28 protein-coding genes are annotated in these 25,927 nt (G+C 41.9%); 19 read left to right on the top strand and 9 right to left on the bottom strand.

The window, feature by feature from the left end; genetic code table 11:
- Positions 1-25: 25 nt before the first annotated feature.
- A complete protein-coding gene (locus tag ACK4HU_RS13785) occupies positions 26-613 on the bottom strand; it encodes a YkgJ family cysteine cluster protein (RefSeq protein WP_409807672.1) in 588 nt (195 codons plus the stop codon).
- A gap of 164 nt (positions 614-777) precedes the next feature.
- Here ACK4HU_RS13785 and ACK4HU_RS13780 point away from each other — a divergent pair, with 164 nt between their 5' ends.
- Entirely contained in the window at positions 778-1,503 is a 726-nt protein-coding gene (locus ACK4HU_RS13780) for a TIGR00730 family Rossman fold protein (protein ID WP_409807671.1), read from the top strand.
- 75 nt (positions 1,504-1,578) lie between these two features.
- On the opposite strand, the gene ACK4HU_RS13775 is transcribed toward ACK4HU_RS13780, so the two are convergent.
- Complete coding sequence (locus ACK4HU_RS13775) at positions 1,579-2,082, bottom strand: hypothetical protein (RefSeq protein WP_409807670.1); 504 nt, start codon at positions 2,080-2,082, stop codon at positions 1,579-1,581.
- Between the two features lie 146 nt (positions 2,083-2,228).
- Positions 2,229-2,792: a TIGR00730 family Rossman fold protein gene (locus ACK4HU_RS13770; protein ID WP_409807668.1), complete on the bottom strand. Its 564-nt coding sequence runs from the start codon at positions 2,790-2,792 to the stop codon at positions 2,229-2,231.
- 79 nt (positions 2,793-2,871) lie between these two features.
- Between ACK4HU_RS13770 and ACK4HU_RS13765 the strand changes: the two genes are divergently transcribed.
- From ACK4HU_RS13765 to ACK4HU_RS13720, 10 genes are all read left to right on the top strand, one after another.
- Positions 2,872-3,453, top strand: coding sequence for a non-canonical purine NTP diphosphatase (locus ACK4HU_RS13765; RefSeq protein WP_409807666.1), 582 nt, complete (start codon positions 2,872-2,874; stop codon positions 3,451-3,453).
- A gap of 33 nt (positions 3,454-3,486) precedes the next feature.
- Positions 3,487-4,107: a uridine kinase gene (udk, locus tag ACK4HU_RS13760; RefSeq protein WP_409807665.1), complete on the top strand. Its 621-nt coding sequence runs from the start codon at positions 3,487-3,489 to the stop codon at positions 4,105-4,107.
- Positions 4,108-4,164: 57 nt separating this feature from the next.
- On the top strand, positions 4,165-4,509 hold the full coding sequence (locus tag ACK4HU_RS13755) for a hypothetical protein (protein ID WP_409807663.1): 345 nt from the start codon (positions 4,165-4,167) through the stop codon (positions 4,507-4,509).
- A gap of 92 nt (positions 4,510-4,601) precedes the next feature.
- The gene (secDF, locus tag ACK4HU_RS13750; protein WP_409807661.1) at positions 4,602-7,568 is read left to right on the top strand and encodes a protein translocase subunit SecDF; all 2,967 of its coding nucleotides are present in this window, start codon (positions 4,602-4,604) and stop codon (positions 7,566-7,568) included.
- Positions 7,569-7,699: 131 nt separating this feature from the next.
- Complete coding sequence (locus ACK4HU_RS13745; protein ID WP_409807659.1) at positions 7,700-8,065, top strand: molecular chaperone DnaK; 366 nt, start codon at positions 7,700-7,702, stop codon at positions 8,063-8,065.
- Between the two features lie 718 nt (positions 8,066-8,783).
- The gene (locus tag ACK4HU_RS13740; protein ID WP_409807658.1) at positions 8,784-9,539 is read left to right on the top strand and encodes a sensor histidine kinase; all 756 of its coding nucleotides are present in this window, start codon (positions 8,784-8,786) and stop codon (positions 9,537-9,539) included.
- A gap of 71 nt (positions 9,540-9,610) precedes the next feature.
- Positions 9,611-10,237: a response regulator transcription factor gene (locus tag ACK4HU_RS13735; protein ID WP_409807656.1), complete on the top strand. Its 627-nt coding sequence runs from the start codon at positions 9,611-9,613 to the stop codon at positions 10,235-10,237.
- Positions 10,238-10,249: 12 nt separating this feature from the next.
- Positions 10,250-11,296 (top strand): Gfo/Idh/MocA family oxidoreductase, encoded by a 1,047-nt coding sequence (locus tag ACK4HU_RS13730; RefSeq protein WP_409807654.1) that lies wholly within the window; start codon positions 10,250-10,252, stop codon positions 11,294-11,296.
- Between the two features lie 52 nt (positions 11,297-11,348).
- Complete coding sequence (locus tag ACK4HU_RS13725) at positions 11,349-11,786, top strand: outer membrane insertion C- signal (protein ID WP_409807652.1); 438 nt, start codon at positions 11,349-11,351, stop codon at positions 11,784-11,786.
- A 513-nt stretch (positions 11,787-12,299) separates the two neighbouring features.
- Positions 12,300-13,766, top strand: a complete 1,467-nt coding sequence (locus tag ACK4HU_RS13720; RefSeq protein ID WP_409807651.1) for a glycine--tRNA ligase — start codon at positions 12,300-12,302, stop codon at positions 13,764-13,766.
- A 172-nt stretch (positions 13,767-13,938) separates the two neighbouring features.
- Here ACK4HU_RS13720 and ACK4HU_RS13715 read toward each other — a convergent pair whose 3' ends face one another.
- Positions 13,939-14,430, bottom strand: coding sequence for a DUF6702 family protein (locus tag ACK4HU_RS13715; protein WP_409807649.1), 492 nt, complete (start codon positions 14,428-14,430; stop codon positions 13,939-13,941).
- An 82-nt stretch (positions 14,431-14,512) separates the two neighbouring features.
- Between ACK4HU_RS13715 and ACK4HU_RS13710 the strand changes: the two genes are divergently transcribed.
- From ACK4HU_RS13710 to ACK4HU_RS13675, 8 genes are all read left to right on the top strand, one after another.
- Positions 14,513-15,091, top strand: coding sequence for a HupE/UreJ family protein (locus ACK4HU_RS13710; protein WP_409807647.1), 579 nt, complete (start codon positions 14,513-14,515; stop codon positions 15,089-15,091).
- A gap of 79 nt (positions 15,092-15,170) precedes the next feature.
- Positions 15,171-17,501, top strand: coding sequence for a M1 family metallopeptidase (locus ACK4HU_RS13705; RefSeq protein WP_409807645.1), 2,331 nt, complete (start codon positions 15,171-15,173; stop codon positions 17,499-17,501).
- 309 nt (positions 17,502-17,810) lie between these two features.
- Positions 17,811-18,593, top strand: a complete 783-nt coding sequence (locus ACK4HU_RS13700) for an NIPSNAP family protein (RefSeq protein WP_409807643.1) — start codon at positions 17,811-17,813, stop codon at positions 18,591-18,593.
- A gap of 110 nt (positions 18,594-18,703) precedes the next feature.
- Positions 18,704-19,009 carry an ArsR/SmtB family transcription factor gene (locus ACK4HU_RS13695; RefSeq protein ID WP_409807642.1) on the top strand — a complete coding sequence of 102 codons (306 nt, stop codon included), beginning with the start codon at positions 18,704-18,706 and terminating at the stop codon, positions 19,007-19,009.
- A gap of 83 nt (positions 19,010-19,092) precedes the next feature.
- Complete coding sequence (locus ACK4HU_RS13690) at positions 19,093-19,326, top strand: thioredoxin family protein (RefSeq protein WP_409807640.1); 234 nt, start codon at positions 19,093-19,095, stop codon at positions 19,324-19,326.
- 7 nt (positions 19,327-19,333) lie between these two features.
- On the top strand, positions 19,334-19,789 hold the full coding sequence (locus ACK4HU_RS13685; RefSeq protein ID WP_409807638.1) for a rhodanese-like domain-containing protein: 456 nt from the start codon (positions 19,334-19,336) through the stop codon (positions 19,787-19,789).
- Between the two features lie 18 nt (positions 19,790-19,807).
- Positions 19,808-20,176 carry a hypothetical protein gene (locus tag ACK4HU_RS13680; protein WP_409807636.1) on the top strand — a complete coding sequence of 123 codons (369 nt, stop codon included), beginning with the start codon at positions 19,808-19,810 and terminating at the stop codon, positions 20,174-20,176.
- Positions 20,176-21,150 carry a permease gene (locus ACK4HU_RS13675; protein WP_409807634.1) on the top strand — a complete coding sequence of 325 codons (975 nt, stop codon included), beginning with the start codon at positions 20,176-20,178 and terminating at the stop codon, positions 21,148-21,150. The genes ACK4HU_RS13680 and ACK4HU_RS13675 overlap by 1 nt, the downstream gene beginning before the upstream one ends.
- A gap of 116 nt (positions 21,151-21,266) precedes the next feature.
- Here the strand turns inward: ACK4HU_RS13675 and ACK4HU_RS13670 are convergent, their stop codons facing one another.
- The 5 genes from ACK4HU_RS13670 to ACK4HU_RS13650 form a co-directional block, all read right to left on the bottom strand.
- Positions 21,267-22,391: an amidohydrolase gene (locus ACK4HU_RS13670; RefSeq protein WP_409807632.1), complete on the bottom strand. Its 1,125-nt coding sequence runs from the start codon at positions 22,389-22,391 to the stop codon at positions 21,267-21,269.
- A gap of 56 nt (positions 22,392-22,447) precedes the next feature.
- A complete protein-coding gene (locus ACK4HU_RS13665; protein WP_409807630.1) occupies positions 22,448-23,560 on the bottom strand; it encodes a Fic family protein in 1,113 nt (370 codons plus the stop codon).
- A gap of 134 nt (positions 23,561-23,694) precedes the next feature.
- Positions 23,695-23,844, bottom strand: coding sequence for a hypothetical protein (locus ACK4HU_RS13660; protein ID WP_409807629.1), 150 nt, complete (start codon positions 23,842-23,844; stop codon positions 23,695-23,697).
- Between the two features lie 359 nt (positions 23,845-24,203).
- Positions 24,204-24,719, bottom strand: a complete 516-nt coding sequence (purE, locus tag ACK4HU_RS13655) for a 5-(carboxyamino)imidazole ribonucleotide mutase (protein WP_409807627.1) — start codon at positions 24,717-24,719, stop codon at positions 24,204-24,206.
- Entirely contained in the window at positions 24,716-25,861 is a 1,146-nt protein-coding gene (locus ACK4HU_RS13650) for a 5-(carboxyamino)imidazole ribonucleotide synthase (RefSeq protein WP_409807625.1), read from the bottom strand. Before ACK4HU_RS13650 ends, purE begins: the two co-directional genes overlap by 4 nt.
- Positions 25,862-25,927: the final 66 nt, after the last annotated feature.

The following is a 25,927-nucleotide window of genomic DNA, read 5'->3' as shown; positions in this document are numbered from 1 at the left end:
TATAATCATCTCAGCCTGTGACTTTTTAGTCATGCTCGATTTCATAAAATTTAAACCTTAAAACCAACTCCAACGCCATCAAAATCGCCTGATTGACTGGGTACTGACTAGCCAAAGATTGATCCACATCTGCCAATCGAGTATAATAAGCTGTAGCTGTAGGAATCTCCAGATCTGAATTGATTCGGGATGCGGCGATTTCAAAAGCTTCTTTTTTTTCCGCTTTCAGGATTTTACAAGTAATGAGTTCGTTTTTCCCATATTTATTCCTACGGGAAGAGGCCCCAAAAAGTCTGCATATCAGACCTCTATTTGAATAGTTTCCACAAAATCCCTTGGTAGGGTCAGTTTGCTGTGACCGATAAACTATGCAATTTCCCAATTGATCTTGAAGTGCTAATTGATTTGCTATTTCTTCAGCAATTCCTTTTTCATACAGGTCAAAAGCCAATGGTAAAAATTCCAAAGGTGAGGCTGGAATTTCTGGGTTTGCGCAACAAAATCCGCAACCGGAAACACAGCCCATCCCTGCCTCGGAATGAAATTGCCGAGACTCTTCTTCCAAGTCTTGAAAGAGTTGTCTCACCGCTTCGGATTTTTCAAATAAATTCATTCTTAAATTATTCAGAAAGCAAAAGTACTGGAAGAAAACCTGATAAAATTCTTTCCTTCCTGCATTTTTTCCCTTTGATTATCAGTAATTTAAAATTCAAAGCACAGAAGACACCACCATTTAACGATCAGAATCGTTTTTTTGAACAACTAAAACGAAGTAACATGAGCAATTTGGAAGACAACAAAGCCGAAGAAAAAATCCGGCGAGCCTTCAAAGAACGAGACTGGAGTGAAATCAGAAGTGAAGATTCCTGGGCGATTTTTAAAGTCATGTCTGAATTTGTAGAAGGCTATGGGAAGCTCGCCAAAATCGGGCCTTGCGTCTCAATATTTGGATCTGCACGAACTCCGAGAGATCATGAATATTACAAAATGGCTGAAGAAATTGCCGCCAAACTTGTCCGCCACGGATATGGTGTGATCACTGGCGGTGGACCGGGTATAATGGAGGCCGGAAACAAAGGTGCTTACTCTGAGGGAGGAAAGTCAGTAGGGTTAAATATTGTCCTTCCTTTTGAGCAATTCAACAATATTTATATCGATAGAGACAAGTTGTTGACCTTCGACTATTTCTTTGTCCGTAAGGTAATGTTTATGCGTTATGCCCAAGGGTTCGTTGTTTTACCCGGTGGATTTGGGACGCTCGACGAATTATTTGAAGCCCTCACTTTAATCCAAACCAACAAAATCGGCAGATTCCCCATTGTCCTAGTTGGCAAATCTTATTGGGGAGGATTAGTGGATTGGATCAAAAAAACACTTTTGGCAGAAAATAATTACATCAAAGAAGAAGATCTCGATCTGTTCTCCGTAGTTGACGATGCAACTGAAGCTGTCAAGGTGATCGATGACTTCTATAACAAATATGTATTGAGTCCAAACTTCTAGACAGATTTGAAATCATCCTATAAAACAAAAGCCATCGAAATGATGGCTTTTGTTTTATTATCTCTAGGACGAGGTTTATCCTACTTTCAGTCTCAATTCTCCTTGTCTTTTCACCACTTTCAATTCAAAGTATTGATTGATGAATGCTTTGCAGTGATTTTCTGCCCACTCTGCTCTCGATTCGGTATCATATAGCAAGGTCATTCTAAGCATCGTTTTGACGTATTGTTCGTGTTGGCCGAGCTCTTTTAACCAGGAAATAAAGCAGGCTTCCCATTCTTCCTTAAACTTGTCAAAGTGAGAACGACCATCAAAAAGTAACTCCAGTTGATTATCTCGATTTTTAAATCGATAGATCCCGCAAAGTTGTCTGTAGATCATTTGAACTCTGTCTTTGGGAAATTCAAACGTATCCAGAATCTTGGCGTAAGTCTGATCCATCAATTGTAGAGGATTGTATAAATAAGTGTAAGACCGCTTCAATTCATAGACCATTTGATCCATCAATTCTTCCTCCAAAACAAATTGGGCTTGCCTTAGGATGTAGTTTTTGTCTAAAGGAAAAAGCTTGTCTATCATACAATGATCAGGGTCCTTACAAAGGTACAATTTATCTTCTTTAAATCAGAAGGACTGCACTGGAATTAACATAAAAACGAAACTCTAAACATAATTAGCATAGAGCTTTAGAAATTTTAACTCCTTGAATTCAACGCTGGACAATGTCACCAATCCGCGGGTCTTCTAGCTTGATATGACGACATTTGATCCAATAAATCCACAGGATCGTCAGAGATGATCAGCATCTCCTCCTGCTCTGGATACAGAAATCCTTCTTCCATAGCATGGTTCAAAAAATCGATAAGCCTGTTGTAATATCCATTTACATTATACAAGGCAAGAGGTTTTTGGATATAATGAAGCTGATTCAGAGTCATGATTTCAAAAAGTTCCTCCAGTGTCCCAATTCCTCCTGGCATCGCTATAAAACCATCTCCACGCTCTGCCATAAGCCACTTTCTGTCTCGCATGGTCTCCACGATAATGAGTTCGGTACAACCTGTATGCGCCACTTCCCGATCGACCAATTTTTGAGGGATGATTCCAAGAACTTCCTTGCCTGCTGCGAGCATCTCATCCGCGATGACCCCCATCAAGCCAACTCTCCCTGCCCCATACACCAGTGAATGATCTCGCTTGATCATTTCCTGTACCAATGAACGTGCACCCGCCTCATAAACTCCACTATTTCCTTTCTTTGAGCCGCAGTAAATTGTGATTTTCTTCATGCCCGAAAATAAGTGATTTTCAAATTTCTCTGCAACCTTTGCATGTTGGTCTAAATTCTTCCAAACACTCAACTTCTCCATGAAAATCTGCTTTGCCACAAACAACATCAAGAAAATAGAAGAAGTAAAAGCTGCCTTGGGTAGTGATTTTGAGATTGTCTCGCTTCAGGATATTGGATGCTATGAAGAACTCCCAGAAACAGGAAATACGCTTGACCATAATGCTTTCCAAAAGGCCCGTTATGTCAAGTCTAATTACGGAGTCGATTGTTTTGCAGATGACACGGGTCTGGAAGTGGATGCGCTAGACGGAGCTCCCGGTGTCTATTCAGGCAGATTCGCCGGTGAACCCAGAAGTGACGAACGGAATATTGAATTGCTTTTGAATAAAATGAAGGGGAAAAGCGACCGAAAAGCAAAATTCAGAACAGTCATAGCCTTGATTCTTGATGGAAAGGAATATGCATTTGAAGGATCTGCCGAAGGAAAAATTTTAGCTGAAAAAGTAGGTTCCGGTGGTTTTGGATATGATCCGCTTTTTAAGCCTTCAGGATACGATCGGACTTTTGCGGAATTGAGCATTGCAGAAAAAAATGAGATCAGTCATCGTGGAAAAGCGGTGAAAGCCCTCATTTCATTTCTTAACAATAGAAAATTCTGAGTTCAAACCTAAAATGCCTTAACTTTGGCTTCAATGAAAAAACCATTTATCGTCGGGATCACAGGAGGTTCAGCCTCTGGAAAAACATTATTTCTGGAGCGGTTACTTAGCAGTTTTGAACCCGAGGAAGTTTGCCTGATTTCGCAGGACAATTACTATAAGCCACGTCATCAGCAGCCGATAGATTCTCAGGGAGTTCATAATTTTGATACGCCGCACAGCATCGACTTTGAACAGTATGCGGCTGACATTCGCAAAATACAGAATGGCGAAACAGTCCTTCGTGAAGAGTACACGTTTAACAATGCTGCAAAAACACCAAAAATGCTAACTTTTTCATCGGCGCCTGTGGTTGTAGTAGAGGGGATTTTTGTGCTTTATTACCCGGAATTGTCCGACCTCCTTGACTTGAAAATTTTCATTGACGCAAAAGATCATATCAAATTGAAGCGAAGAATTATTCGGGATAAAGTGGAGCGCGGCTATGATCTCGATGATGTATTATATCGATATGAAATGCACGTGATGCCCACCTATGAGAAATACATCAAACCATTCAAGAATGAAGCGGACCTGATCGTGCCCAATAATTCCAATTTCGATATGGCTTTGGACGTCGTCCGAACTTATCTCCGATCCAAATCAGGTAAATGATTCAAAAAAAGCAAGGCAAAAGGCTTGATTTTCAAATATTGTCTATATTTGCCTCGCATGAAAAACAGGACAATCCATAACAGTCTTTTCCAGCAGCGGTTCACGCTGTTAATGGCATTGCTGTTTTGCCTGTTTATTTCCAGTGTGGAATATATCCCTCAGGACGGAGATACTCACAAAACTGAACAGTCCACTGGGAATCAAAATCAGTCCTTCATAAGCGTAGCTGTAGATGCAGTGGTACCATTTGTACTTCACGTTGCAGATACTGTACTGATTCTTATTTATCAGATTTTCAGTTTCGAATTAAAAATTCCAAGCCTTCAGGCAGTTTCCGCTTTCTACCCTAATCAATTGGTAGAAATTCTTTTTGAGCGGATCATCTCGACCAAAGGTCCCTGATATTCCATTTCACTTTTTAATTATTCCCGCTAAACCTACTTCAGGTTAAGCATTCAATTGTATTCCCTAATCAATTTAAATAACTAACCCTTATGCAAAACAAAGGCATAATTGTGTTTTTGACAGTGCTTGTTACAGTTTTATGTCTGTACTATTTGTCATTTACATTAGTATCAAATGGTGTTCAGAAAAAAGCTGAAGCTTTTGCAACAGACACCTCTGGCAATATCGACTTTGCCAAAAAAAGAGCCTATCTGGACTCCGTCTGGAGAGAGCCTGTTTACAAATTCCTCGGAGGCAGTTTCACTTATCAGGAAATCAAGGAAACCGAACTTGGACTAGGACTCGATCTTCAGGGCGGTATGCACGTGACATTGGAGGTTTCTCCGGTTGAAATCGTGAAAGGACTTGCAGGAAATCCAAAGGATGAAGGATTCAACAAATCTGTTGCTGAGGCGCGTGAAGAAGCGAAAACTTCCAATACCCGATATGTAGACCTCTTCTACACTGCTTTTCAAAAAAACAACCCGGGAAAAAAGCTTAGCAACATTTTCGCAACTGCAGCTAACCGAGGAAGAATTTCATTGGAGAGCTCTGATAAAGAGATCCTGGATATAATCAACACTGAAGTAGAAAATGCAATCGGACGTTCGTTCAACATCCTAAGAACTCGTATTGACCGATTTGGTACTTCTCAGCCAAATATCCAGCGAATTTCAGGCTCAGGTAGAATACAGATCGAACTTCCGGGTGTAGACAACCAAGAGCGTGTGAGAAATATGCTACAGGGTGTAGCCAAACTCCAATTCTGGGAAGTGTTGGAATTGAACGAGTATGGTGGAGCTCTCGAAACTATCAATACCACATGGGTAGCTGATCAAAAAGCTACTCCAGCTTCAGTTGACACCACATCTCAGGATCTTTCATCCGAAGATTCGTTGAGAAATGCGCTGGAAAAACAACTGCAACAACTTGATCCGGCCAATAATGCAAATAATGTTTCGCCGATAATCAGCTTATTAAAAGGAAATGGCTTGGTTTACGATGTACGTGATACCATCACCATCAACAGAATTATTAAAAATGAGCGCTACAAGTCTTTCCTACCAAGAGACCTCAAATTACTGTGGGGAGTAAAACCAGTCAAAGCAACAGATGGTAGTGAATTGCTGGAGCTCTATGGAATCAAAACTACACGTGGAAGTGACCAAGCACCACTTGAAGGCGATGTAGTAACAGATGCAAGACAGACTCTTGACCAGACTTCCCGTCCAGCTGTATCCATGCAGATGAATGCCGAAGGTGCAAGAAAATGGAGAAAGCTAACCAGCGAAAACATTGGCAGAAGAATCGCCGTCGTTTTGGATGATTATGTGTACACTGCTCCTGTGGTAAATGGAGAAATTCCAACCGGTCAGTCTGAAATTTCGGGAAATTTCAACATTCAGGAAGCCCAGGATTTGGCAAATATCCTGAAATCGGGATCACTTCCTGCACCAACTCAGATCGTCGAAGAAAGTATCGTAGGACCTACACTTGGTAAGGAAGCTATTCGTCAAGGTGCATTCTCTATGATTGCCGGTCTTACCTTGGTAGTCTTATTTATGATTGCTTATTATGCCAAAGGCGGTTTGGTTGCCATTGCTGCATTGGTGTTTAACATCTTCTTCATTCTCGGTATCCTTGCGCAATTGGGCACGGCCTTGACTTTACCGGGTATTGCAGGTATTGTATTGACCATCGGTATGTCGATTGATGCGAACGTGTTGATTTTTGAGCGAATCAAAGAAGAACTCCGAAACGGAGTCGGACTTATGGCCTCAATCAATGCAGGTTATAGCAAAGCATTCTCTGCGATTTTAGATGGTAACGTGACCACATTCCTAACAGGTGCAATCTTGTTTGCATTGGGCCAAGGACCGGTTAAAGGATTCGCCATCGTATTGATGATCGGTATTGCTTGTTCTTTCTTCTCTTCGGTATTCATCACCCGAGTGATTGTGTCTTGGATGACCTCAAAAGGTGACAAGAGCAACATCAACTTTACCGCTCCTTTTGCAAAAAATGCACTTTCTGGTTTGAATATCGACTTCATGGGCAAGCGTAAAGTGGCATATATTATTTCCACTTCTATTATAGTAATCGGACTTGGAATCGCTGCGATCAACGGTTTGAAATTCGGGGTGGATTTCACCGGTGGACGTTCTTATATCGTAGCATTTGACGAGCCAGTAGTTTCTTCAGATCTGAAAACTGGACTTGACAGTGAATTTGACGGCTCGGTAGAAGTAAAAACCTATGGCTCAAACAATACACTGAAAGTCACCACTTCTTATTTGATTAATGAAGATGACGATGCATCCAATAAGGAAGTAGAGTCCAAAGTAAAAGAGGGAATTTCGAAAGTGACCGGATTTACTTTTGTCGAAAATGCTGAACAGATCGGAGCAAGTCAGTTTTCAATCACCGGATCTTCCAAAGTAGGTGCAACAGTGGCTGATGACATCAAAGCCTCTTCAGGGAAAGCTATGATCGTAGCCTTAATTGTTATTTTCCTTTACATTCTCCTAAGGTTCCGCAAGTGGCAGTTCTCACTAGCATCTATTGTGGCATTGGTTCACGATACGTTGTTTGTGATTGCGGCATTTGCTATTGCCAGTGCTTTCGGAGCGACATTCGAGATTGATCAGGTGTTCATCGCAGCGGTATTGACTGTGATCGGTTACTCGATAAACGATACCGTGATTGTATTTGACCGTATCCGTGAAAACATCGAAAACCGAGGTACAAACAAACTGGTGAAAGTATTCAATGATTCGATCAACCAAACTTTGGGAAGAACATTGATTACATCATTCACTACACTGATTGTGGTGCTTGTATTGTTGATTTTCGGAGGTGAAATTTTGAGAGGATTCTCTTTTGCACTCTTCATTGGTATCCTCGTTGGTACATATTCTTCAGTCTACATCGCCACTCCGATTGTGGTGGATTTGATGAAACGAGAAATTGAAAACGAGGTAGCACAAGTCGCAAAAGAAGGTAAGAAAATAGCTTAAAACTTTCTATAAAATCTAAGGAAAAGGAGCGGGAGAAATCTCGCTCCTTTTTTCTTGTCTCGTACCGTTAAAATCTAGTATCTTTTGAAACAAATAAAATTTTTCACTAACGATCTTAAATATTACGACAAATGAAAATCAGTAAGCAAGACTTCGATCAGATGAAAGCGAAGTATGACAAGGAAGTCAAAAAAGGGAAACCCGGAAAAGGGAAAAAAGGAGACATTGATAATCAGACAGACTGGTTATTTTTCGATAGAAAAACGCTAGAGGAAATCTTGGCCGATCCTAAAGCAGGAGGAATTAAATTTTACCTCACCGAATACACAGAGGAAGTTGCAAAAAAGCTATATCCTGAAAATCCCGATGAGTACGTAGGCAGAGTAAATATTGTCATGACCGCTTCTTCGGAAAGTGGAAAAATCGAGATTTTAGGCGAAACCGAAGAGCCGACATATTACAACAAAGCGCAAATTTGCCCGCCTTATTGCCAATAGTTACCTCAAATGGATCAATTTACCTTTGATTTATTTTTTGATCGAATTGGCTATTACCATATCCTTTTAGGAAGTTTTGCAGTGGTAGGCATCCTGGGATATTCCATTCTTTCCAAAAAGCAAAAAAGAATTGAGGCCGTTCAACTGTCACTTATAATTGTGGTTATTGTTGCTTTCTACGAAATACTAGCAGCGGTTTTAATCTCTCAGAAATTAGTAAACCAATGGGTATATAATCTATTCAATGTTCATATTACTGCTATTTTATTTTTTCTATTAATCCGGAGTTTTCTTAAAAAGAAGAGTCACAAAAAGATGGTCAATTTATTAATTATACTTTTTCTTCTGATTTCTGTTTTTTTGCATCTCTGCGGAACTGCTCAAATTAATGACACGGGGGAATATCTTTCATTTCTTAATTCAGTTATGGTCCTAATCTGCTGTGGTTTGTATTTTTTTGAATTAATTACACTTGATGAGTTTTTGGAAATAAATCCATTAAGAGAATTTAGCTTTTGGGTAACCACTGTTATTTTATTTTACATTTCTTCGTCTTTCATGATCTATATTTCATATAAATATCTTTATACCAATCATTTAGATATTTTTTATATGGTAATAGAAATCCCGAAGAATATGGCAATACTGTGCAATCTGCTGCTTTGCTTGGGCATATACTCACTCGTGATTAAAAATAAATTTCAACACGAAATCATTCATGTCTGAACAGGAAAGTCAATTTCTTTTAATTCTTTTTGGGGGGATATTCTTTGCTTTCCTAATGTCAGTTTTTGTGGTTGCAATGGTATTCATCCATCGCCAAAGACAAGTTCAAAATCGGCAAAAACTCGATCAGATACGAGTTGAACATGAAAAGACCCTGCTCAACGTAGAAAATGAAATCCAGCAGGAAACACTGACACATATCGGACGTGAGCTTCATGATAACATCGGACAGCTGCTTTCTCTGGCCAAGCTCAATCTTCACTCTCAAAAACCTGAAAAGCAAGCTGAAGGCAAGGAATATATCAATCAAATCATCAAAGAAGTCCGAGCGCTCTCGAAGACTCTGAATCTGGATTGGGTGGAATCCATTTCACTGGATGAATTTATTCAACAGCAGTTGGAAAAAATCAAATCAACCGGCTATTGTGAAACTTCCTTGAGCTCGGATGGATCTTTTCTGGAATTGAAAAAAGACCAAAAACTTGTCCTCATTCGAGTCATCCAAGAATCCCTAAACAATGCCATCAAACATGCGCATCCCGAATTAATAATCATTCAGATCTCTAGCAATCAAGCTTTCAGAAAAATCGAAATCATAGACGATGGAGCTGGATTTGATATCACTCAACAAACCTCAGGGAGCGGGATGTTCAACTTAAAAAAGCGAATGGAAACTATTAATGGTTCATTTAATCTGACATCTGTCGTCGGAAAAGGCACACATATCACTTTAGAGTTGCCTTTTTGAATTAAGTCCTTTAACTTCCAAAATCCTTAGTAATTCCCTCTCCCCCTTTTAATTTAACTGCTTTCCTAAAAATGATTCGAATCGCGCTTGCCGATGACCATAAATTATTTGCTAAAGGACTGGAAGGACTCATAGAAGAGCATGAGGGATTTTTGGTAACCGGGCTTTTCCCCAATGGAAAAGAACTGCTTGAGTATTTGGATACTGAGGTTGTTGATATTGTCCTGACTGACCTCAACATGCCAATAGTCGACGGATTCGGTGTACTTCGCCATTGTAAAAAGCACCATCCTGAGTTAAAGGTGATCGTCTTGTCTATGTATGACGAGGAAAAAATTTTTAGAGAGTGTATACAGCTTGGGGCAAATGCTTTCATCTTAAAAGATGCCGATCCTGATGAACTCATCTTCACGATCAACGAAGTAAATGAAGGTAGATATGTAGTGGACTTTAATCGGGTAATCCAACAGGCTGATGTAACTCCTTTTTTTGATGCTTTTCGGGAAAAATACAGGCTTTCGAGACGCGAAACCCAAATCTTGAAAATGATCAGTACAGGATTGCTTAATCGTGAAATCGCCGAAACACTGAGCCTAAGCATTCAAACCATAGAAACTCATCGTAAAAATATTCACCTTAAGCTGCAAGTCACCTCAAGAGTAGAATTACTGAAAAAGGTGAGTGAGATGCATCTTTAAATTTTTCCATTTATGAATAATCCTATTCGTACTGCGCTAGTTGGCTATGGTTCCGTTGCCGAAAAAATGCACGCCCCCTTGATCTCAGTTTGTCCTGACTTGGATTTTGTGGCTGTTGTGGAGCGAAACGGCAATAGATGTGAGGAGAAATTCCCCAATGTGATGACAGTTCGAAGCTTGGACGAGCTGCTGTCAGGGGACTTTGCTGACCTTATCTGTATCACCACTCCGAATGAGTTTCACTTTCCTATGGCAAAGCAATGCCTGTTGGCGGGAAAGCATGTCGTGGTGGATAAGCCTGTCACGATCTATTCCCATGAGGCTGTAGAATTAGATCAAATTGCCAAGGAAAAAAATTTGATTTGTAGTGTTTTTCATAACCGTCGATATGACGGTGATTTCCGAACCCTGCAAAAGCTTGTTGCTGAGAAAACCCTCGGAGAATTGGTCTATTTGGAATCTCATTTCGATCGCTTTCGCCCAGTGGTTTCTGAAAACTGGCGAGAAAAAGACGTCCCCGGCAATGGAATCACTTTCGATCTCGGATCACATTTGATTGATCAAGTGGTTTTACTTTTTGGAAAGCCTGAATCCATTTTTGCAGACATCCAAAAACAACGGAAAAACGCAATTGCAGACGATTATTTTGACATTTCGCTTTTCTATGAAGGTTTCAAAGCTCGAGTCACTGCCGGTGTTTTGGTGAATGTGCCGACACCGAAATTTTTGCTTTTGGGAGAAAAAGGAAGTTATCAAAAGTTCTTTCTCGATGTGCAGGAGCAGGCTTTCAAAGATGGGAGAATTCCCGAAGGAAAGAATTGGGGGGTAGATCCTGAAGAAAGATGGGGAAAGCTTTATCTCGAAAATGAGACTGTTCCTTTGCAAACTGTAAATGGCGATTACCGGATTTTTTATCAAAATGTCGCAGATGCAATTCTGAAAGACGTGCCCCTTCAAGTGACTTTGCCTCAGACTATATCCGTGTTGAAGATCATCGAATCGGCCTTCAAAAGTGCCAAAGAAGGAAGAAAAGTGTCCCAATCAGAAGGCGGTTGGTAAGAATTTTGGCTTGGACTTTGTCTAGGTGGAAATTCAACCAACTCTTGATAAAATGAAAAAATTAATCTTCTTCTCGATCCTAATGATGGGTCTGGTTTCTATTGCTGAAGCCCAAGTAAGTGCCGGTATCAACTTTCAAAACACCCGAACTTTTATCACTATAGGAACCGATCCTGACAAGGAGTTTTTCGGCGAAGCTCGCTTAGGTTTAGGTCGGGCCATAGGCTTGGAATTAATGGGCGCTTATAATTTTGTCAGAAAATCTGATGTCAATGCCTATGTGGGAGTGGGTCTTGGCCTTTTTGATCATTATTACAACAGAAGAGACCGATACTACAACGGAACCTATTTGGTGATCCCTTTTGGCGTTTTGATCAAACCACTGGACAATAAGAATTTTGGGTTTTTGATCGAAGCAGCACCGGTCTTCTATGATGAATATGGTAGCTACCTCCGGGGAGGAGTAGGAGTCAAATACACGTTTAGGTAAAAAAATAGAATGGAAGACAGTAGACGGGAGACCGAAGAGGACGGAATTAAAATTTTGTCCCTATTTCCACTCTTGGTCTCAATTATTGGCTAAGAAACGAATATGCAATTAGACACAAGCCATATTATGAAGAAAGCCTCCGAAATTGACTTTCGGAGGCTTATTCATTTATAGATAAATGGTCATCCCAAAGCAGGGATTTATTAAAAATCCTACTCTAAACTCTTTAAATTCAGCAGGCAGGTCCTGAGCATTTAATGACAGCAACAAAAGTGGTAAAATTAATAAAAATCGTTGATTCATCTTAGGGTGAGTTAGTTTTGGAATAAAAGAATCAACGAGAATTGTACTTGTTAGTTTTAAGATAGATCAATTTTATTGTAAAACCTCCTTGCCTTTTTTAATACCTTTTTCCCCTCTGACATTCCGAGAATCTTAAAAACCCTGGTTTGATTCACCTCTAGCAAGCAAGAAATCGGTTCAAATCAATTTGTTTCCTTATTTTTGCGGCCTATGGCAAAGACAGAAACTCCGGGCGAAAACGCTCAATTGAAAGATATTATTTCCCATGCTAAAGAGTATGGTTTTGTGTACCCAAGTTCTGAAATCTATGACGGCTTGCAGGCTGTCTATGATTATGGCGCTTATGGAGTAGAATTGAAAAATAACCTGAAGCGACTTTGGTGGGAATCCATGACTCGCGTGCAGGACAATATCGTCGGGATTGATGCCTCCATTTTTATGCATCCGACCACTTGGAAGGCTTCCGGTCACGTGGACTCTTTCAACGATCCAATGATCGACAACAAGGACAGCAAAAAGCGCTACCGGGCCGATGTCTTAGTAGAAGAGCATGCTGCCAAACTTGAAAAAGAAGGTCAAGAAGAAAAAGGCAAGTCCTTGACTGTTGCTTTGGCAAGAATGCTGGAAGCTGAAGACCTTGACGGAGTCCGTGACTTGATCACCAACGCAGGCATCAAATGCCCGATCAGCGGCACTTCTAACTGGACGGACGTGCGCCAGTTCAATCTGATGTTTTCCACGCAAGTGGGTTCTGTGGCAGAAGATTCCTCCACCATTTATTTGCGTCCTGAGACTGCACAGGGCATTTTTGTCAACTTCCTTAATGTGCAGAAAACGGCTCGGATGAAAGTTCCTTTCGGCATTGCGCAGATCGGAAAAGCCTTCAGAAATGAAATCGTCGCTCGTCAGTTCATCTTCAGAATGAGGGAATTTGAGCAAATGGAAATGCAGTTTTTCATTCGCCCTGGTACAGAAATTGACTGGTACGCCTTCTGGGCAGAAACTCGAATGAAATGGCATTTGGCTTTGGGTACGCCTGCGGCAAAGCTTAAAAAACACGATCACGAAAAACTCGCTCACTATGCAAATGCAGCAATGGACATTGAGTTTGAATTCCCTTTTGGCTTCAAAGAAGTGGAAGGTATCCACTCCAGAACAGATTTTGACCTGAAAAGCCATCAGGAATTCTCCAGAAAGAAGCAGCAATACTTTGATCCGGAAATCAATCAGAATTATATCCCGTATGTGATCGAAACTTCCATCGGAGCAGATCGCTTGTTCCTTTTGACTCTTTGCAATGCTTACACAGAGGAAAGTTCAGCCGAAAAAAGCCGAACATATTTGAAGTTCCATCCTGCGATTGCACCAGTTAAAGCTGCCATTCTCCCAATCGTGAAAAAGGACGGACTTCCGGAGAAAGCGAAGGAAATCGTGGAATTGCTGAAATATGATTTCAACATTATTTATGAAGATGCGGCTTCGATCGGTAAACGTTATGCACGACAGGATTTGATCGGAACGCCTTTCTGTATTGCTGTCGATCATCAGACTTTAGAAGACAATACCGTCACTATCCGTCATCGCGACACGACCGAACAGGAACGTGTTTCGATCTCCGAACTTCACGGCAGAATCGCCGAGGCGACAAGCTTTAGAAGGATATTTGAGAAACTGTGATGTCGGGTGTCGGATGATCGATGACCGATGTAAAAAGCCGTCAGATTGATTTCTGGCGGCTTTTTTCAAGGACGATTGCCCCGTCTTGAGAATTGAACATTGACCATTGGTTATTGCTCTTTTGTCACTCGCGTCAACCGTCTTGATACTTATATCTAGCGTCTTGATACTTCTAAAAATCAATCTTCCCCTTTTCCTCCCCTTTTCCCAAAAGCAAACTTCGAGGAGACTTGGATTGGCTGTAAACATGGACGATGTTCTGCTGTCCGTTAAAATCATTGAGTAAGATGGTGCTTTTGACTTCGACAGAATTGGGGATTTCAGTTTGGGAGGATTCGAGGTAAAACCAAGCTGCATCTTCTTCGATTTCAAACCCAAGATAAGTTAAAGTCAAAGCTTTTCCATTGACCACGACTTGATTATGCTTTAGCAAATATTCCTTGAGTTGGCCTTCCAGCTTTGGCTTATCTTTTGGATTGAGAAAATCCACTTTTTCCTTGAATTCATTACCCAAAGCCACTTCCAGGTCATCCCAAAAAATCTTCTGGGCGATCTCCATCTTTTTTGATTCCGGATTATAGCGCATTTCAGTCAGACTGATGAAAAAGGGATGGAAAACAGATGTCCAAACAAAGAGAATCACGGATAAGGAAAGTTGCTGCATTTGTCAGGGCTTTGCGCCTTTTGTGGGAATTTACCTGTATTTTCGCCGCAATTTAGTTCTTTCGCAGTAGCTTTTCCTAAATATGGGTTCATTTCAATTGTATTTCAAACTCGGATTACAGCATATTCTGGACTTTCAGGGTTTTGATCATATCCTTTTCGTGTTGGCGCTTTGCGCAGTCTATGTGGCCAGAGACTGGAAAAAAATACTGATTCTTATCACGGCTTTTACCATCGGTCATTCGCTTACCTTGGCCTTGGCAACATTTAATGTCATCCAAGTTCGCTCTGAGGTCATCGAATTTTTGATTCCTGTGACGATTGCATTTACCGCTGTGGCTACCCTATTCAAGCCCAAGCCAAGCACGGGACGCGGGATACAGCTCAATTACCTTTTTGCCGTTTTCTTTGGGTTGATCCATGGATTGGGCTTTTCCAATTACCTTAAAGCATTACTGGGAAAAGAAACCAGCATCTGGCAACCGCTTCTTTCATTCAACATCGGTCTGGAAGTAGGTCAAATTGTGATTGTCGCTTCCTACCTGCTTTTGACAACTTTGGTGAATTTAGCGGGAGTCAATCGGAAAGAATGGACCTTAGTAGTGTCGGCTTTTGTCTTAGGGGTAGCCTGCATGCTGATGCTTGAAACCAAATTTTGGTAAAAATTTACCGTCAAAAACAGAATACTTTTCTGTTTCACTTCCAATTCGTTTATTAGGAATCTAATTATGCTTTGATATTATGATTAAAAAATTACTTGCAATCACAGCTTTCACCCTGTTGGGAATTTCTCCTTTGCTAGCTCAAGAATCTGAGCAAAATCATGCAGTCCGATTTGAGCAACTGGGCCCCATGCTTCGCACACCAAACGTGTACCGAACCGCTTCAGGAGCTCCGGGTCACATGTATTGGCAGCAGCAAGCCAATTACGTGATCAATGTAGAACTCAACGACGACAATCAGTCCATCAAAGGATCTGAAACTGTCACCTACATCAACAATTCTCCGGATCAGTTGACCTACCTCTGGATTCAGCTGGATCAAAACAACAGAAGCAAGGATTCCGACGCACCAAAAGTGACCGAATCAAGCCTAAATTCACGAATGAGCCTTCGACAGCTGGAAGGAATTCTGTGGCACTCCGATGATTATGATCTGAAAATCGCTTCCATCAAAGATGCCTCAGGCAATCCCTTGAATATCGCCATCAACAAAACCATGATGCGAGTAGATCTTCCTCAGCCTTTGAAGGCAGGAGAAAGCTTTAGCTTTTCCATCGATTGGAGCTTCAATATTCACGATAGGATGGGCTTTATCGGCGGACGTCCAGGTTATGAGTTTTTCCCAAAAGACGGAAACTACCTCTACACCATGGCGGAGTGGTTCCCAAGATTGGCGGTTTATTCCGACTATCAAGGCTGGCAAAACAAGCAATTTCTGGGTTCGGGCGAATTTGCCTTGACCTTTGGGAATTATGAAGTTCGCATCACCGTGCCTGCCGATCACATGGTCGGAGCGACTGGAGTGCTTCAGAATCCTGAAGAAGTACTTTCCTCCACCGAACTCAACCGATGGAATAAAGCAAAGCAGACTTACGATGAGCCGGTGATCATCCGAACTCAAGCTGAAGCTGAATCTTTGGAGAAAAAGAAAGCTTCCGGCAAAAAGACTTGGATCTACAAAGCTGAAAATGTCCGAGACTTTGCCTGGACTTCATCTCGAAAATTCATCTGGGATGCTATGGCAGTGAAGCAAGGCGGAAAAGACGTAATGGCAATGTCTTACTATGGCAAAGAAGGCAATCCACTTTGGGAGCAATATTCCACCAAAGTTGTAGCGCACACTATCAAATCTTACTCAGCACACACCTTTGATTATCCTTATCCAACTGCTATCTCAGTAGAAGCAAGCAACGGAATGGAATACCCGATGATATGCTTCAACTATGGTCGTCCGGACGAGGATGGGACCTACTCTGAAGCTGTTAAATACGGCATGATCGGAGTAATCATCCACGAGGTAGGTCACAACTTCTTCCCGATGATCGTCAACTCGGATGAAAGACAGTGGACTTGGATGGACGAAGGATTGAACACCTTTATGCAATTTATGGCAGAGCAGGAATGGGACAGAAATTATCCTTCACGACGTGGAGCAGCACACAAGATTGTGCCTTACATGAGAAGTGAAAAGAACACACTTGAGCCGATCATGACCAATTCGGAAAACATCATTCAGTTTGGTCCTAATGCGTATGCTAAGCCAGCTACTGCGTTGAATATCCTTCGGGAAACTGTCATGGGTCGTGAGCTTTTTGACTATGCCTTCAAGGAATATGCGAGAAGATGGATGTTTAAACACCCAACTCCGGATGATCTGTTCAGAACGATGGAAGACGCTTCGGCTGTGGATTTGGATTGGTTCTGGAGAGGCTGGTTTTACGGAACTGATCCTGTAGACATCTCATTAGAAAATGTCACTTGGTTCAAACTGGATAACAGACCACCTGCTGCAAGAAAAGCTGAGGCGAAAGCTGCTTTTGATCGTGAGGAAAGTTATGTGAGCCGTGAATTCAACAAAACGGATGTGCCTCAGACTGTATTGGAAGCAGATCCCAAAACCCGTGACTTCTACAATAGCTACAATCCGTTCACTGTCACTCCGGAAGATGAGGATACTTACAAGAAGTTTGTGGCAAGTCTGAGCGAGAAAGAAAAAGCCGTCTTTAATAGTAACATGAATTTCTATGAGATGACGTTCAAAAATGTCGGTGGATTGGTAATGCCATTAATTATTGAATTCCACTTTGCGGACGGCACTTCCGAAATCGAGCGAATCCCTGCCGAAATTTGGAGAAAAAATGAGATGCAAGTGACCAAGGTTTTTGCGAAGCAAAAAGAAGTCGTGCGCTTCGTACTTGATCCCAAGCGAGAAACTGCCGATATCGACGAAAGTAACAACTACTGGCCGAGACAATATCAGCCTAGCCGCTTCGAAATGTTTAAAGGCGCAGGTGGAGCTAGAGGGGTTTCGACCGGAGACAATCCGATGAAGAAGGCGAATAAAAAGTAGGAAGAGGGATGCTTCGACTTCCCGCCACGGCGTGCAAGCTGCTCAGCACAGGGACGGAAGACCGAAGAATCTAAGGAATTAGCTTTCAGAGTGATTCAATTGACTCAAGTAATTTAAAATTCAAGCCCCGTGGGAAATTCCTTCGGGGCTTTTTTGGGGCTTTAGACCTGGCAGGTTTCCAAAACCTGCCAGGTCTGAATTTTGAAATTCCCTAAAATCCAACCCTAATCCACAGACGGAAAATATCTCGCACTATTTTGGATTAAATTGACATTTCTTAGTAGCAATCAACCCTAAAAACCTATTGCCATGAAAACAAAAAACCTAATTCCAATTTCTTTACTGTTCCTATTTGCCTTTGTGACGGCTACCTCTTTTGCTCAGGGCAAAAGGGATTTTTACGAGCTTCGAACTTACCATATCGAAAATGCAAGTCAGGAAAGTCAGCTGGACACCTACCTTGAAAAAGCACTTTTGCCTGCACTTCACAGAAATGGCGTCGCAAAAGTTGGAGTTTTCAAACCTGTCGCCTCGCAGCCCGATGCGGGGAAAAAAGTTTACCTCTTCATCCCGTATTCTTCCATGAAAGCCTATTCGAAGATGGAGGGAAAGCTTAGCAAAGACCAAACCTATCAGACTGCAGGCTCGGCCTACATCAACGCTCCTCACGACAATCCTCCCTACAAGCGAATCGAAACTGCTTTTATGCAAGCTTTTACTGGGCAACCTCGGTTTACCGAGTCAAAAGTGACCGGACCAAAGAAAGACAGAGTGTATGAATTGAGAAGCTACGAGAGTCAAACGGAGCGACTTTACAAGCAAAAAGTCAAGATGTTTAATTCCGGTGAAATGGATATTTTCACCAAGTTGGATTTTAATCCGGTATTCTACGGAGAAGTGATGGCTGGAGCAAATATGCCAAACTTGATGTATATGACCACTTTTACCAATATGGAATCACGGGATGCGCATTGGAAAGCATTCGGCACCGATCCAGACTGGGACAGAATGAAAGTAATGCCTGAGTACCAAAATATCATGAACCGAAACGATCAGCGGCTTCTTTATCCCACTGATTATTCAGATTTCTAAAACACTAAGGCCGCCGATTGTTGGCCTTTTTTCTTTTGATAATTGTTAGAAATAATGAATCTGTTTTAATTGTTGTTCGTATATTCACGAACATTTTAAAATGTATTTAAATGCCAACTCTTCTTAAAACAGATTATTTCACAGCCGAGCAAGAGCAAACGGCTCGTTTTGCGAAAGCCCTAGGACATCCGGTGCGAATAGCCATCTTGGAATTGCTCAATTCTCAGGCCTGCTGCTTTCACGGCGACATGGCAAATGAGCTTCCCATCGCTAAGTCCACCTTGTCTCAGCATCTGAATGAACTTAAGGATGCAGGACTCATTCAAGGTAATATCACGCCTCCTACAACCAGATATTGTATCAATCGCGAGAATTTCAACCTCGCCAAAATTTTACTTAACAAAATCCTGAAATAATTTTTTGAACATTATGTTCGTAGTATTGCGAACTACGAATGAATGTTCGTGCATTTACGAATCAATTTAAATTATCAAAATAAATGACCCAGATAAAAGTATTAGGACCGGGATGCCCCAAGTGTAAAACCACCTACAGCAATGTGCTCGAAGCACTAAAATTGACCAACATAGAGGCCAACGTTGAAAAAATTGAAGACATCGAAGAGATGATGAAATACAATATCCTCACCACTCCAGTGCTGATGATTGATGACCAAATCAAAGTCAAAGGAAGGATAGCTCAAGTAAGTGAAATCGTTGCATTCTTAAAATAATAAATCCATGGAAAATCAAACTTTAGTAAAAGAAATTTGCCCAACTACAACCCAAGGATGGGTAGCAAATGGTGCCTTGGTAGTCGATGTTCGTGAAAAGGACGAAGTTGAAGAATTGGCCTATGATGTTCCATCTTTTCTCAACATTCCACTAAGCGAATTTGAAGACCGTTATACCGAAATACCAAAAGACCGAGAAGTCGTCATGGTCTGTAGAGGTGGCGGAAGAAGCCTGAGAGCAGCAGGATTCCTGATCAATCATGGATACAATTCAGAAAAAGTGGTCAATATGAAATTGGGTATTATCAGGTGGGTAGAAAAAGGCTTTCCTACCAAAGGAAATCAAGCTGTAGTAGCCTCCCAAGGATCGGGCTGCTGTGGAACTCCAGCACCGGCCCAGTCATCGGTTCAATCTTCATGCTGCGGAAGCAGTTCAAAAGCAGAAGAAAGTAAGTGCTGTTAACCAATTCTTACAAATAAAATGAATAATGTGAATCCCTTCCCCAGAAAAAACATTCCTGCCTATCTCACTGTGATGTCGACCATGATAGGTGTCAGTATCCTCCTATGGGTAGTTTACGTGCGAGTTAAAACTGGTGGTTTTGAAACTTCATTCTTTTCAGAATTTTCCACCGAATTAATCTTCTCAGTTCTCATGGTGATGAGTGGCATGATGATCATGTTCATCGCCTCTCTAATCAACTTAAGGAAAATGAAAAAAGGTTGGGAACAGATGGCTCAAGGCCAAAAAAATATAAGAATACCTGAGGTTTGGTGCCCAGTTCTAACCTCTGCCAAGGAAGCTGCTGTGCAATTTGCCGTGAAGGCAACCTCAAAAAGTACAAAATAATGTTTGATTGGATTCAACACTTTGCGGATTGGCTAATCTATTCCGTCTTCGGAATTGGTGCAGAAACCCATTTGGGTACAGCCCTGAATTTCTTCGTGTATGACACGCTGAAAATTCTCATTCTTCTGTTTGTGATCGTCTTTTTGATGGGGATAGTGAATGCTTACTTGCCTATCGAAAAACTCAAAGACTTTCTTAATCGCAGGAAACTTTACGGACTGGAGTACCTCTTTTCTTCGATTTTCGGTGCGATTACTCCCTTTTGTTCTTGCTCTTCAGTTCCCTTGTTTATTGGTTTCGTTCAGGGCGGAATTCCTCTTGGAGTAACATTTGCCTTCCTAATCACTTCACCCCTTGTAAACGAGGTAGCGATTGCCATGTTTATTGGGATGTTTGGATTAAAAGCTACCCTCATCTATGCTGGTTCAGGGATTCTTTTGGGGACGATCGGAGGTTGGCTTTTAAGCAAATTCAATTTGGAACCCTTGCTTTCGGATTGGGTCAAAAAAATCTTGGCAAACAAGATGGAACAAGGGGAGTACGAAGAAGAACATTTAACATTTCGTCAGCGCTTACCAGACATTACTCGAGCTGCATGGGAAATTGTAAGAGGAGTAGTCATCTATGTCATCATCGGTATTGCCATTGGTGCGGCCATGCACGGTTACGTCCCTGAAAACTTCTTTGGTCAGTACTTAGGAGGTGGACAATGGTGGACCGTACCCATTGCAGTAATATTTGCAGTACCCATGTATGCCAATGCAGCGGGTATTGTGCCAGTCATTCAAGTATTCGTGGCAAAAGGAGTTCCCCTTGGTACCGCCATAGCGTTCATGATGGGGACTGTGGGTTTATCCATTCCTGAAGCCACTTTGCTGAAAAAAGTCATGTCCTTAAAATTAATTGTAATCTATTTCGGTGTTGTCACACTATTTATTATTTTTTCAGGCTATGTTTTCAATATTCTACTGTGAGTAATTACAAAGGGCTCTTAACAAACAGTTAAAAATATTAGCAAGTCAGAAGCTGTAAAAACTTTAACACAGGATAAAAGTATTGATAAAGGTCGGCAAAAGTCGACCTCCTTTTTTTAAAGTTTATTTTGAAGCAATCTTAAAATCCCTTCAAACATCCCTACTCCCGTTTCAATCAATTCATCCGGGAAATCATAGGTTCCTTCATGCAATTGAGGACAATTTTCTCCCGAACCCAATCCAAACAAGAACGAAGGACAAACTTGAGAAAAAAGTCCAAAGTCTTCAGACCAACGGAAAGGTTCGGGTTTTTCGACTAAGCTAATTCCAAGGTTTTGAACCGTATTTTCCACCAACTTATAAAGCTTTGGATCATTGAAAGAGACGGCAAACTGCTCCACAAAGCTGAAGTCAATTTGCAATCGCTCTGATTCAGCTATCGTTTGGGCTTTAGCTTTCACTTTTTCGATTAATACATCCAAATCCTGCTGGTCAAATGCACGCAAGGTCATACTCAGACTTGCCTTTCCAGCGCTAGTTCCAAAAGCCAAACTTCCCAACTCAGCGTGAATTAATGTCAGCAAGGCAAATCCTTCTGCCTGTTTTGGTAATTGAGGCAATTCTTGGATGAGCTTGGCTAACGCTTGGGCAGGATTGATTCCAGCATCAGGATGGGCAGAGTGCGAAGTTTTTCCTTTCAGATAAATTGTCATTCCGGTGCTTCCAGCTGCGAATGTCCCGGTTCGCATCACGATCTGATGCAATGGATAACCCGGAAGATTGTGCAGCGCAAATGCAAAATCAGGTTTGATTTGCTCAAATCTTGGATCAGCGATAACAGCTTGTGCACCATCACCTGTTTCTTCTGCAGGTTGAAAAAGAAGGACGACTTCGCCCGATTCAGGACGGTTTTGAGCTAGCTTTTCTCCCAGTCCGCAGATGATTGCCATGTGCCCATCATGCCCGCAAAGATGTCCTTTTCCCGGAATTTTACTTTGGTAGGGACTCTCTTTGAGATCCTCAATCGGCAAAGCATCCAATTCACAACGGAAAAGAATCCGCATTCCCGGCTTTTCCCCTTTGAAGACGAAAGCCAAGCCTGTACCTCCCAATTTTTCAAATACCTGATCTGGTTTTAATGGATCGAAGAATTCCAGAATCCGTTGAGCAGTTTGGCTTTCTTCCAAAGCTACTTCAGGGAATTGATGGAGGGTATGTCGGAGTTGGATAAGGTTATTCATGGGATTCATCTTTTGCTAACCCTCCAAGGGCTTAAAGTCCCTTGGAGGGTTTGGTTTTAGGATTGTAAATTTACCTGATACCGCACACTTCGCCCGCCACCTTCTGCTACGAAAATCCCTAAGTCACGCAGGTGCTGAAGGTCTCGGGTTGCAGTAGCTTTAGACGCTTCGGTGAGCGACATATATTTTTTAGCGTTCATGCCGCCTTCAAATCCATCCGGACCTTCATCCAGCATTCGATTAAGTGCTTTCAATTCTCGCTCGTTCAATTCCTTGCTAAAGGAATCAAAAAGCTTGGTCTTTTGAAGTGAAAACTCAATCAGTTCCTCCACTTTTTCCTGAGCTTTCATCACCACATCAGCAAAATACAGCAACCAAGAATCTACTTGAAGACTTTGCTGGGCTTGTTTGAGTTGATCGTAATAGAGCTGCCGCTGGGCCTCGATGACTTGGGACAAACTAATCAAAATCGGCTGATCTACTCCTTGATGCAGCGCTTTTTCGGCCAAAGCCCGACCTATCCGGCCATTTCCATCTTCGAAAGGGTGAATACTTTCGAAATACAAATGAACCAATGCAGATCGCAAAATCGGATTTAGTATCGCCTTTTCTACTTCTGGTGCCGTGGAATTGAACCAGGAGATAAATCGGTCCATTTCATTTTTTACTCGCTCAGAAGGTGGTGCTTCAAAATGGACGATTTCTTTTCCCAAAGCACCCGAAACGACTTGCATTGGCTCGGTTCCCTTTCGCCATTCACCTGCTTTTATATATCGATTTCCTTCCATCAGCATCTCATGCCAAGAGAAAAGCATCGTTTCGCTGAGTGGGGCCTTCCAAGATTGGCGGACCGCGACCATCAGCTTGGCAATGCCCTTTGCTCGATGATCTTTGACTAATCGCGGTTGCTCCTCATGGATACCAAGGTTCTTTTTCAGCGAAGACATGACATCGACTCGGCTGAGAAATTCGCCTTCAATCTCCGAGGTTTTGATTGCCTCGGACAAGAGGATATCCACGAGAAGTTGGTCTTTCTTCTCTTCTGTAATTCCGGAATATCGTCCACTTGATTTCCCCGATTTCAGCAGAAACTTGAGTTGGACATCCTCGATTATTCCGGGTGTAAACTCAAATTCCGGCCAGCCTTCCTGTTGCCAATTGTAGCTCATGAGCCGATTAGATTTCTTATTCGGCTCAAATATAGGGAAATTATGAGCCGATTAAATATATATTCGGCTCATAATATTAAAAAATATGAGCCGATTAGGATTGCTAATCGGCTCATTAACTTAAAGTATTAAATTTAAAGCTGTCCCGAACCAAAGCGGAAACCCATCCAAAGTCCGCCCGCCATCAATACCAAAGCGAGGAAGATTAGAAGTAGCAGTACATTAAGTGGCATTTCCCAGTCCACGTCTCCTATTTTGAATTTGATAGGCTTTTTCCAATCCATGAAGGTATTTACGATTTAAGAGTTACGATTTACGGCGTCTAGATAGGTTTGTATGCGTTTTACCCTAGTCAACTTAACAACTTTCAAACTTAGACTCCTAATAATTATTGGGTTTTAGAGTTCAGATAAATTTACCGAGCAGATTAAAAAAGCTTTAGCTTTTTTAACTTTGTGTCCTCAGAGAGGATTGATTCGGCTAAAACCCTTGAGGTTCGTTAAGAAAATGATACTGTCTTTTATCTCTTCCTTTGTGCAACCTTTGCGGTTAAAAAAAAGTGGCAAAAGGTAGGTTAAAATTGAAGTTTAAGCTTCTAAAACACCAGCCCCTTTTGTAAATCTCTTACTTAGGGGGTCACCCCTTACTTCTTCAACATCGCTTTCCAGCCCCTTTCCTCAATTTCTGCGGCGGATTCTTCGACTTTTTCGTAAAGGCCGGTTTTGAAGGCATCCATCTTTTTCCCAACTTCTAAATCAAAGGCTCCTACAATGGAGGCGGCCAAGATCCCGGCATTTTTACCTCCATTCAAGGCAACTGTCGCCACGGGAATCCCACTTGGCATCTGCAAAATGGACAGGATGCTATCCCAACCATCGATAGAATTTGAGCTTTTCACAGGAACTCCAATCACTGGCAAACTGGTCAAGGAAGCGACCATTCCCGGAAGATGCGCTGCACCACCGGCACCTGCTACGATGACTTTGATTCCTCGCTCACGGGCTGATTGCGCATAGTCAATCATTCGCTGTGGAGTGCGATGTGCAGATACCACCGTCAGTTCGTATGCTATACCGATTTCCTCTAAAAACTGCGCCGCTTCGGCCATGACAGGAAGATCGGATTGACTTCCCATGATTATTCCTACCTGTGGGTTCATGGAGTAGATTTGATTTTGATAAGTTCTTTGATTCGATTGGCTTTGGACTTGAGGCTGTCAAGATCTTCGTCGAGAATAGTCACATGACCCATTTTTCGAAACGGCTTTGTGAGCTTTTTTCCATACAAGTGAATATACACTCCTTTTTGTGCAAGAGCCTCTTCTTTTCCCTCCACGATTGCAGGACCAGAAAAACCGTCTTCACCAAGCAAATTAATCATGGCAGCAGGACATCTCAAACTTGGATCTCCTAATGGCCAATTCATCACTGAGCGCAGATGCTGCTCAAACTGAGAGGTAAAGTTGGCTTCAATCGTATGGTGCCCGCTGTTGTGTGGACGTGGAGCTATTTCGTTTACTAGGACTTCACCGGATTTGGTGACAAAAAGTTCGACAGCGAGGAGGCCGACCATATCCAATTTCAAAATGACATCTTTAGCGATTTCTTGAGCTTTGGCTTCAACCTCTGTAGAAATTTCAGCTGGCGCAAAGAGGAATTCGACCAAGTTGGCAGTCGGATGAAAGGCACACTCTACTGCAGGATAAGCGATCAAGTCACCGTTTTCATTGCGGGCTACGGTCACGGCAATTTCTTTATTGAAATCGATGAGTTTTTCCAAAAGACCAGGAGCATCAAAGGCTTTTTCCAAATCTGCTTCCGACCTCAAAATCTGGACTCCACGACCATCATAGCCTTCTTTTCCGAGCTTATTTACAGCGGGTAAAAAGTCCTTTTTGGCAATAACATCCGCCTTATTTTCAGTCAAAATAAAATCAGCAGTGGGAATCCCATGCTGCTGATAGAATTGCTTTTGCTCCCGCTTGTCTTGAATTAGTTTGAGAATATGAGGCTGTGGAAATACTTTTTTCCCTTCATCGGCCAACTTTTGCAATGCATCGGTATTGACGGCCTCAATCTCTACTGTGATCACGTCACAATTTTTCCCAAAGGCATAAACCGTATCAAAATCCTTAAGTGAACCCACCTCAAAATGCTGCGCAATATCCTTGCAGGGTGCATTTGGGTCGGGATCGAGGATATGAATATCTTGATTGTAATTGATGGCAGACTGTATGAGCATACGACCCAACTGTCCGCCTCCTAAAACTCCGAGAATCTGGTTTTGTATTGCTTTGGCCATAGAGAGACCAAAATTAACAGATTCTCAGAGAATGAAGCATGGTTTTCCAGAGTAGGCGGTATTTAT

The organism is Algoriphagus sp., from assembly GCF_046296635.1.
In the GTDB taxonomy this organism is placed as follows: domain Bacteria; phylum Bacteroidota; class Bacteroidia; order Cytophagales; family Cyclobacteriaceae; genus Algoriphagus.
Note: the sequence above shows the minus strand (reverse complement) of the source record. Positions and strands in the feature narration are given on the sequence as shown.